An 8,033-nucleotide genomic window follows, 5' to 3' on the forward strand; every position below is an offset into this window, starting at 1 on the left:
GGCTTAGACTCGCGAGGTGACCGCCGACATCCTGCGCCCCGAACCGGGCACCCGCACCGTGTTCCGCTGGCGCAAGTGGGACGGCGGCCCGCACTGGGTGCACGACTGCATCTATCTCGGTCACGACCGGTGGGGCGAGTGGTTCGGTCAGCCGGAAGGCACGCGGAGCTTCCGCCCCGGCCGGGAGGTCCTCACTCGCGCGGCCAGCGTCACGCTCGTGCCGCCCTCGGGGGACCACGCCCTCACGGTCAACGTCGCGCCACCGGCATCCAGCCGCATCTACATCGACCTCGCGTGGGACGTGCGCTGGTCCGACACCGAGGCCGGCGTGCCCACCGGGATCGACATGGATCTCGACGTCGTGCGGGCCGTCGACGGCCGCGGCACGTGGATCGACGATCGCGACGAGTGGGACGAGCATCGCATCGCGTACGGCTACCCGGCTGAGATCGTCACCCACCTCGAGGCGCTCGCGATCGAGCTCGAACGCAAGGTGCGCGACCGCGTGGCGCCGTACGACGACGACACGGCGAACGCGTGGCTGGCTCGGCTGGCCGCCCTCGCCGGCGCCGGGCCGGCCGCGCGGGCCGACGCGTAGAGTCGAGGGGTGACCCCCGACACCGCCCCCCGACACGCCGAGCCGAACCGCGCCGATCTGGGCAAGGACCCGGCACGGGTTTCGGGGATGTTCGACGGGGTCGCCGCCGGCTACGACCGCACCAACACCGTGCTCAGCCTCGGCAACGACCGTTCGTGGCGAGCTGCGACCACGCGTGCCGTCGCCCCGAAGCGCGGCGAGCGCATCCTCGACCTCGCCGCCGGGACGGGTGCCTCCAGCGCCTCCCTCGCCCGGAGCGGGGCGGAGGTCGTCGCCGCGGACTTCTCGCCGGGGATGCTCGCCGAAGGCGAACGCCGCCACGGTGCGTCGGCACCGGGCGGCGGAATGCGGAACCTCTCGTTCGTCGAGGCGGACGCGACCGCACTGCCGTTCGGCGACGACGCGTTCGACGCCGTCACGATGTCGTTCGGGCTGCGCAACGTCAATGAGCCGCGGGCGGCTCTGAGCGAGCTGCTGCGGGTGACCAAGCCGGGCGGACGCCTGGTGATCTGCGAGTTCTCGCACCCGCCGTCGTCGCTGTTCCGTGCCCTCTACGGCTTCTACAACGATCGTGTGCTGCCGGTCGTGGCGAAGACGGTGAGCTCCAACAGCGAGGCGTACGACTACCTCAACGAGTCCATCCGCGACTGGCCCGACCAGCGCACGCTCATGGCGTGGATCCGACAGGCGGGCTGGGGCGACGTCGCCTATCGCAACCTCACCGGCGGGATCGTCGCGCTGCACCGCGGGATCAAGCCCGTCGACGGAGGCGCCGGAACGGCCGATCCCGCCGCATGAGCGCCCACCAGGGGCGGTCCGGCATCCCGGTGTGCGCCGGTAGGCTGGGAGCGTGACTCCCTCAGCGCAGGGCTCGCCGATCGCGGGCAGGCTCGGCCTGGCCGATCGCGTGTTCGCGGGTCCCCGATCCCGCCGACTGCTCGCGAAGGTCGAGGCGGGGCTCGAGCGCGTCGACCGCAATCTCGAAGCGGAGCTGACCACCGCCGACACGCTCACCAACGCGACCAGCCGCTACCTGTTCGACGCCGGCGGCAAGCGCGTGCGCCCCATGCTGGCGCTGCTGACGGCGCACCTGGGCGAGGGGACCACCGACGACGTCATCGACGCGGCCACCGCGCTCGAGCTCACCCACCTGGGCTCGCTCTACCACGACGATGTGATGGATGAGGCGGACCGGCGCCGCGGGGTGCCCAGTGCCCATTCGGTGTGGGGCAACAGCGTCGCCATCCTCACCGGAGACCTGCTGTTCTCGCGCGCCAGCCAGCTGATGGCCAAGCTCGGCGAGCGTGCCATCAAACTCCAGGCCGACACGTTCGAGCGGCTCGTGCTCGGCCAGATGCACGAGACCGTCGGACCGCACGAGAACGACGACCGGGTCGCGTTCTACCTGCAGGTGCTGGCGGACAAGACCGGATCGCTCATCGCCGCATCCGCTCAGGCCGGGGCGCTGTTCAGCGAAGCGCCGAGCGCCTACGAGCAGCCGCTCGTGGAATTCGGCGAGAAGGCGGGGGTCGCCTTCCAGCTCCTCGACGACGTCATCGATCTCTCGAGCGACCCCGACGAGACCGGCAAGGTGCCCGGCACCGACCTGCGCGCCGGTGTGCCGACGATGCCCTTCCTGCTGCTCGGACAGCGCGACGACGACGCGTCGACCGACCTGCGCGAGCGCATCGACGAGGGCGTCGCCCGCATCGCCGACGGCGCCGACCCCGTCATCCTCGACGAGCCGCTGGCCGAGCTCCGCGACCACGAGGCGACGCGGGCCACCCTCGACCTCGCCCACTCGTGGTCGCGCGACGCCATCGCCGCGCTCGACCCGCTTCCCGACGGTCCCGTGCGCGAAGGACTCACGCGGTTCGCGCGCGCGGTGGCCGACCGCTCCAGCTGACCGGCGCCCTCCGGCGCGGTCGCGGATGCGCGACACGAAAGGACACCCATGACCAAGCTGCGACTGGCGATCGTCGGAGCCGGCCCCGCCGGCATCTACGCCGCCGACATCCTGCTGAAGGCGGAGCGCACCTTCGACGTGTCCATCGATCTGTTCGAGCACCTGCCGGCGCCGTACGGTCTGGTGCGATACGGCGTGGCGCCGGATCATCCCCGCATCAAGGGCATCATCACCGCGCTGCGCGGCGTGCTGGACCGGGGTGACATCCGGATCTTCGGCAACGTGCGCTTCGGTGAGGACATCACGCTCGACGACCTCAAGCACCACTACAACGCCGTCATCTTCTCCACGGGCGCCGCGCGCGACGCGTCGCTGGAGATCCCCGGCATCGATGCGGCCGGATCCTACGGTGCGGCCGATTTCGTCAGCTGGTTCGACGGCCACCCCGATGTGCCGCGCGACTGGCCCCTCGACGCGGAGTCGGTCGCCGTCATCGGCAACGGAAACGTCGCGCTCGACGTGGCCCGCATGCTCGCCAAGCATGCCGAGGACCTGCTGCCGACGGAGATCCCCGACAACGTGCACGCGGGTCTGGCCGCGTCCGCGATCACCGATGTGCACGTGTTCGGGCGCCGGGGACCCGCCCAGGTGAAGTTCACGCCCCTCGAGCTGCGCGAACTCGGCGAGCAGCGCGACGTCGACATGGTGGTCTACGACGAGGACTTCGACTACGACGAGGCGTCGAAGGACGCCATCGCCAGCAACAAGCAGGTCATGGTCATCGACCGGGTGCTGCAGTCGTGGCGCAAGCTCGACTCCGCGAACGGCGCCGGCGGCACCGCATCGCGCCGGCTGCACCTGCACTTCTGGGCCAGGCCCGTCGAGGTGAAGAAGGATGCCGCCGGACGCGTGGCCGCGCTTGTGTACGAGCGCACGCGACCCGACGACGAGGGCGGCGTGGTCGGCACCGGCGAGATGCGCGAAGTGGCCATCCAGCAGCTCTACCGCGCCGTCGGCTACTTCGGTTCGCCCCTCCCCGGCGTCCCGTTCGATGACCGCCACGGCGTCATCCCGAATCACGAGGGGCAGGTGCTGCATCCGGAGAACAACGAGCGGGTGCCCGGCGTCTACGCCACGGGGTGGATCAAGCGCGGACCGGTGGGGCTGATCGGACACACCAAATCGGATGCGATGGAGACGGTGCGCCATCTCATCAACGATCAGGGCTCGTGGTGGCACCCGGCGGACCCCTCGGAGGAGGCGATCCCCGCCCTCCTCGCCGAGCGGGGCGTGGCGTGGACCGACCTCGAGGGCTGGCACCGCCTCGACGAGCACGAGATCGCCCTGGGCGCTCCGCACGAGCGTGCCCGCATCAAGGTCGTGCCACGCGACGAGATGGTCGCCGTCTCGCGCGGCGAGTGAGCGGCGCTCCCCGCCTCACCTCGGGGCTGGTCGCCACCCTCGGATTCCTCGCCGCGGTCGGTCCGTTCGCGACGGACATGTATCTCGCATCGTTCACCGAGATCGCCGCGGATCTCGGCTCGTCGGCGTCGGCCGTGCAGCTCACCCTCACGGCGTTCCTGCTCGGGATCGGCGCCGGCCAGCTGCTGCTCGGACCGCTCTCGGACCGGTTGGGACGCCGCCCCGTCATGGTGCTGTCGATGGGTGTCTTCGCCCTCTCGAGCGTGCTGATGGTGTTCACCCCGACGATCGAGGTGTTCGTCGCACTGCGACTGGTGCAGGGTGTCGCCGGCGCGGCGGGAATCGTCGTGGCACGGGCGATCGCGGTCGACCTCAGCGAGGGCGAGACCGCCGTGCGCGCCCTCAGCCTCATCGCGACGGTGACGGCGCTCGGGCCTCTCGTGGCACCGCCGATCGGCGGTGCGGTGGGTGTGCTGACCGACTGGCGCGGCGTGCTGATCGTGCTGGCCGCCATCTCGGCGGCGATGTTCCTGCTCGCCGTGCTCGTGGTGCCCGAATCCCTCCCGCCAGACCGTCGACACGGCGGCGGGGTGCGTGCGATCGCCCGCATGCTCGGAACCGTCGCGAGCACCCGCGGATTCGGCGCCTACACCCTCACCGTCGCCGCGGCGTTCGCGGGCATGATGGCCTACATCTCCGCGTCGCCGTTCGTCGGGCAGGAGGTGCTCGGCATGGACCCGCTCGTCTACGCGCTGGGATTCGCCGCGGGTGCGCTCGGTGTCGTGTCGGCGAACCTGCTCAACGCACGCATCGCTCCTCGGGTGGGTCCCGGTCGCATGCTCACCCTCGGCGTCTCTTTCCTCCTTCTCGCCTCCGGCATCCTCGCGCTCCTGGCGATCACCGGGTGGCTCCGTCCGGCCTCCTTCATCGGATGCGCGGTGGTGCTGACCGCCGGTGCCGGCTTCACGATGTCGAACGCCTCCGCGCTCGCCCTCGCCCGCACGCCTCACATGCGCGGCTCCGGCGCGGCCGTGCTCGGGGCGACGCAATTCGTGCTCGGCGGAGCGATGTCGCCCGTGGTCGGTGCGTGGGGAGAGGACACGGCCGTGCCGATGGCGGTGATCGTCGTGTGCGCCGCGATCGCGGCCGCAGGCTCCCGGCTGGTGGCGCGTCGGCGCCTGCGCGGCAGCCCCTGAGCCCGGCGCACCGGGGCGGCATCCGTGTCTCACCCTGCGCGTACTACAGCCGGGTCGTGCCGCGCAAGAGCATGGCGCATCGCGCGGCTTTGCCCCAACATGCTGGAACACACGGTCGATGAGGGACCGGTGAAGGCGAGGGGGCCGGATGCGCGGCAGGAGGATGATGGGCGCCGGTGTCGCGCTGGCCGTCGTCGCGAGTCTCGGAGCCTGCTCCGCCGACGACGGGACGCCGACCCTCACGTGGTACATCAACCCCGACGCCGGCGGCCAGGAGCGCATCGCCGCATCCTGCACCGAGGCTGCCGACGGGGCGTACCGCATCGAGACGACCCTGCTGCCGCGTGACGCGGCGTCGCAGCGCGAGCAGCTCGCGCGGCGGCTCGCCGCCAGCGACCGCTCCCTGGACATCATGAGTCTCGACCCGCCCTTCATCCCGGAGCTCGCCGAACCCGGCTTCCTCGCACCCGTTCCCGACGAGCTGCAGGACACGGAGGGCATCGTGCAGGGCGCCGTCGACTCGGCGAGCTGGAACGACGAACTGGTCACGGTCCCGTTCTGGGCGAACACCCAGCTGCTCTGGTATCGCGAATCGGTCGTCGAGGAGGCGGGCCTGGACATGAGCGAGCCGGTCACGTGGGACCAGATCATCGAGGTCGCGGAGGAGAACGATCTGCAGCTCGGTGTCCAGGGCGCGCTCGCCGAATCCCTCACCGTCTGGGTGAACGCCCTGATCGCCTCGGCGGGCGGCGAGATCCTCGAGACCCCCGACGCACCGCCGAAGGACATGGAGCTGGGCATCGACTCCGACGCCGGTCGCGCCGCGGCAGAGGTGCTCCAGCGGATCGGCGAGAACCGGCTGGGAGGTGCCGGACTCCCGACGGCGAACGAGAACGCGAGCCTCAATCTGTTCGAGGGCGAGCAGGGATCCTTCATGGTCAACTGGCCCTTCGTGTGGCCGGCCCTCAACGAGTCGTCGCCCGAGGTCGCCGACGACCTCGGGTGGGCCGTGTATCCGCGCATGGACGCCGACACCCCGGCGGCCCCACCCGTCGGCGGCATCAACCTCGGCGTGGGGGCCTTCAGCGAGAACCAGGACCTCGCGTGGCAGGCGGTGGAGTGCATCGTGCAGCCCGAGAATCAGGCCGAGTACTTCGTCAGCGACGGCAACCCGCCCTCGAACGCCGCCGCCTACGACGACGAGGCGGTGCAGGAGGAGTTCCCCATGGCCGACGTCATCCGCGAGTCCCTCGACCTCGGGGTTCCGCGCCCGCAGACGCCGTACTACAACGAGATCTCGATCGGACTGCAGCGAACATGGCACCCGCCGGCCGGGGTCGATCCGGACACGACGCCCGAGACGTCGCAGGAGTTCATCCTCGCCGTCCTGCAGGGGGAGAGGCTGCTATGAGCGCGCCCGCCGTCGAGCGCCCCGCGCCGCCGCGCGCCGAGGAGAAGCGGCCGACGCGCGGCCGCCGCTCGGAGCGCTCGCGCGCCGAAGCGCGGCTCGGATGGATGCTGGCTGGCCCGGCGTTCGTGCTCATGCTGCTGGTGACGATGTATCCGATCCTGCAGGCCTTCTTCGACTCGCTGTTCTCCCTGCGCCTGACCGCTCCCGACGAGCGGGAGTTCATCTGGTTCCGCAACTACGCCGTCGTGCTCGGCGATCCCGCGTTCTGGCAGTCGATGGGCGTGACGCTGTTCATCACCGTCGTCACGGTGATCCTCGAGCTGATCCTCGGGTTCCTCCTCGCCCTCGTGATGCACCGCGCCGTCAAGAAGCTGCGCGGCTTCGCGCGCACCGCCATCCTCGTGCCCTACGGCATCGTCACGGTGGTCGCCGCGTTCGCCTGGTTCTACGCGTTCGACATCAACTCCGGCTACATCAACAGCTGGCTGGCGTGGGTGCCGGGCTTCGACGAGGACTTCAACTGGTTCGCCTATCAGGGCTCGTCGCTGTTCGTGATCATCCTCTCCGAGGTGTGGAAGACGACGCCGTTCATCTCGCTGCTGCTGCTGTCGGGGCTCGCGCAGGTGCCGGGAGACCTCGAGGAGGCGGCGAAGGTCGACGGGGCCACCGGGTGGGAGGTCATGCGGCGCGTGATCCTGCCCAACATGAAGGCCGCGATCATGGTGGCCGTGCTCTTCCGCACGCTCGAGGCCTTCCGCATCTTCGACAACATCTACATCATGACCGCCGGGGCCAACGACACCGAGGCGCTGTCGCTCCTGGCGTACAACACCTCGATCGGGCGGCTGGAGATCGGACTCGGATCGGCGATCTCGGTGCTGCTGTTCCTCAGCGTGCTGATCATCGCCGGCATCTTCATCAAAGGCTTCCGGGTCGACCTGGCGGGGGGACGGAACTCCTGATGCGTGCGATGACCTGGCCCCAGCGCATCGGCTGGATCGTGATCACGGTGGCGGTGCTCGTGTGGTCGCTGTTCCCGGTGTTCTCCATCCTCATGACCTCGTTCAAGACCCCCGGGGGACTCTTCTCCGGCACGCTGCTGCCCGAGGAGTGGACGTGGGAGAACTACGGCGAGATCCTCGCCCCGGGCGGCGGCGCACAGGAGCTGTTCCTCACCTCGCTGCGCAACTCGATCGGCATCTCGCTGATCGCGACGGCGATCGCGGTGGTGCTGGCCACGCTGTGCGCCTACGCGATCGCCCGGCTCGACTTCCCCGGCAAGCGCATGATCCTCGTCACGGCGCTCGCCGTCTCGGTCTTCCCCGTCGTGTCGATCGTGACGCCGCTGTTCAACCTGTGGCGCACCATCGGGCTCTACGACACGTGGCTGGGCCTCATCATCCCCTACCTCTCGCTCACGCTGCCGATCTCGATCTGGACGCTCGCGGCGTTCTTCCGCCAGATTCCGTGGGAGCTCGAACAGGCCGCGCAGGTCGACGG

Annotated in this window: 8 protein-coding genes; all 8 read left to right on the forward strand. The window is 70.3% G+C overall.

What is annotated here, in order from left to right; translation table 11 throughout:
- Window positions 1-16 precede the first annotated feature (16 nt).
- Complete coding sequence (locus B4E30_RS04595; RefSeq protein ID WP_071043917.1) at window positions 17-598, forward strand: DUF402 domain-containing protein; 582 nt, start codon at window positions 17-19, stop codon at window positions 596-598.
- Between the two features lie 9 nt (window positions 599-607).
- Window positions 608-1,396 (forward strand): demethylmenaquinone methyltransferase, encoded by a 789-nt coding sequence (locus B4E30_RS04600; RefSeq protein WP_286793687.1) that lies wholly within the window; start codon window positions 608-610, stop codon window positions 1,394-1,396.
- Window positions 1,397-1,448: 52 nt separating this feature from the next.
- Complete coding sequence (locus B4E30_RS04605; RefSeq protein WP_071043915.1) at window positions 1,449-2,504, forward strand: polyprenyl synthetase family protein; 1,056 nt, start codon at window positions 1,449-1,451, stop codon at window positions 2,502-2,504.
- 48 nt (window positions 2,505-2,552) lie between these two features.
- Complete coding sequence (locus B4E30_RS04610; protein ID WP_071043914.1) at window positions 2,553-3,926, forward strand: FAD-dependent oxidoreductase; 1,374 nt, start codon at window positions 2,553-2,555, stop codon at window positions 3,924-3,926.
- A complete protein-coding gene (locus tag B4E30_RS04615) occupies window positions 3,923-5,122 on the forward strand; it encodes a multidrug effflux MFS transporter (protein ID WP_286793688.1) in 1,200 nt (399 codons plus the stop codon). Before B4E30_RS04610 ends, B4E30_RS04615 begins: the two co-directional genes overlap by 4 nt.
- 148 nt (window positions 5,123-5,270) lie before the next feature.
- Window positions 5,271-6,533: an extracellular solute-binding protein gene (locus B4E30_RS04620; RefSeq protein ID WP_286793689.1), complete on the forward strand. Its 1,263-nt coding sequence runs from the start codon at window positions 5,271-5,273 to the stop codon at window positions 6,531-6,533.
- Window positions 6,530-7,495: a carbohydrate ABC transporter permease gene (locus tag B4E30_RS04625; protein WP_286719635.1), complete on the forward strand. Its 966-nt coding sequence runs from the start codon at window positions 6,530-6,532 to the stop codon at window positions 7,493-7,495. Before B4E30_RS04620 ends, B4E30_RS04625 begins: the two co-directional genes overlap by 4 nt.
- Before the next feature lie 8 nt (window positions 7,496-7,503).
- On the forward strand, window positions 7,504-8,033 hold a 530-nt coding region (locus tag B4E30_RS04630), incomplete at its 3' end, for a carbohydrate ABC transporter permease (RefSeq protein WP_286793691.1).

Origin of the sequence: Microbacterium sp. UBA3394, from assembly GCF_002358725.1 — a bacterium.
Lineage (GTDB): Bacteria > Actinomycetota > Actinomycetes > Actinomycetales > Microbacteriaceae > Microbacterium > Microbacterium luteum.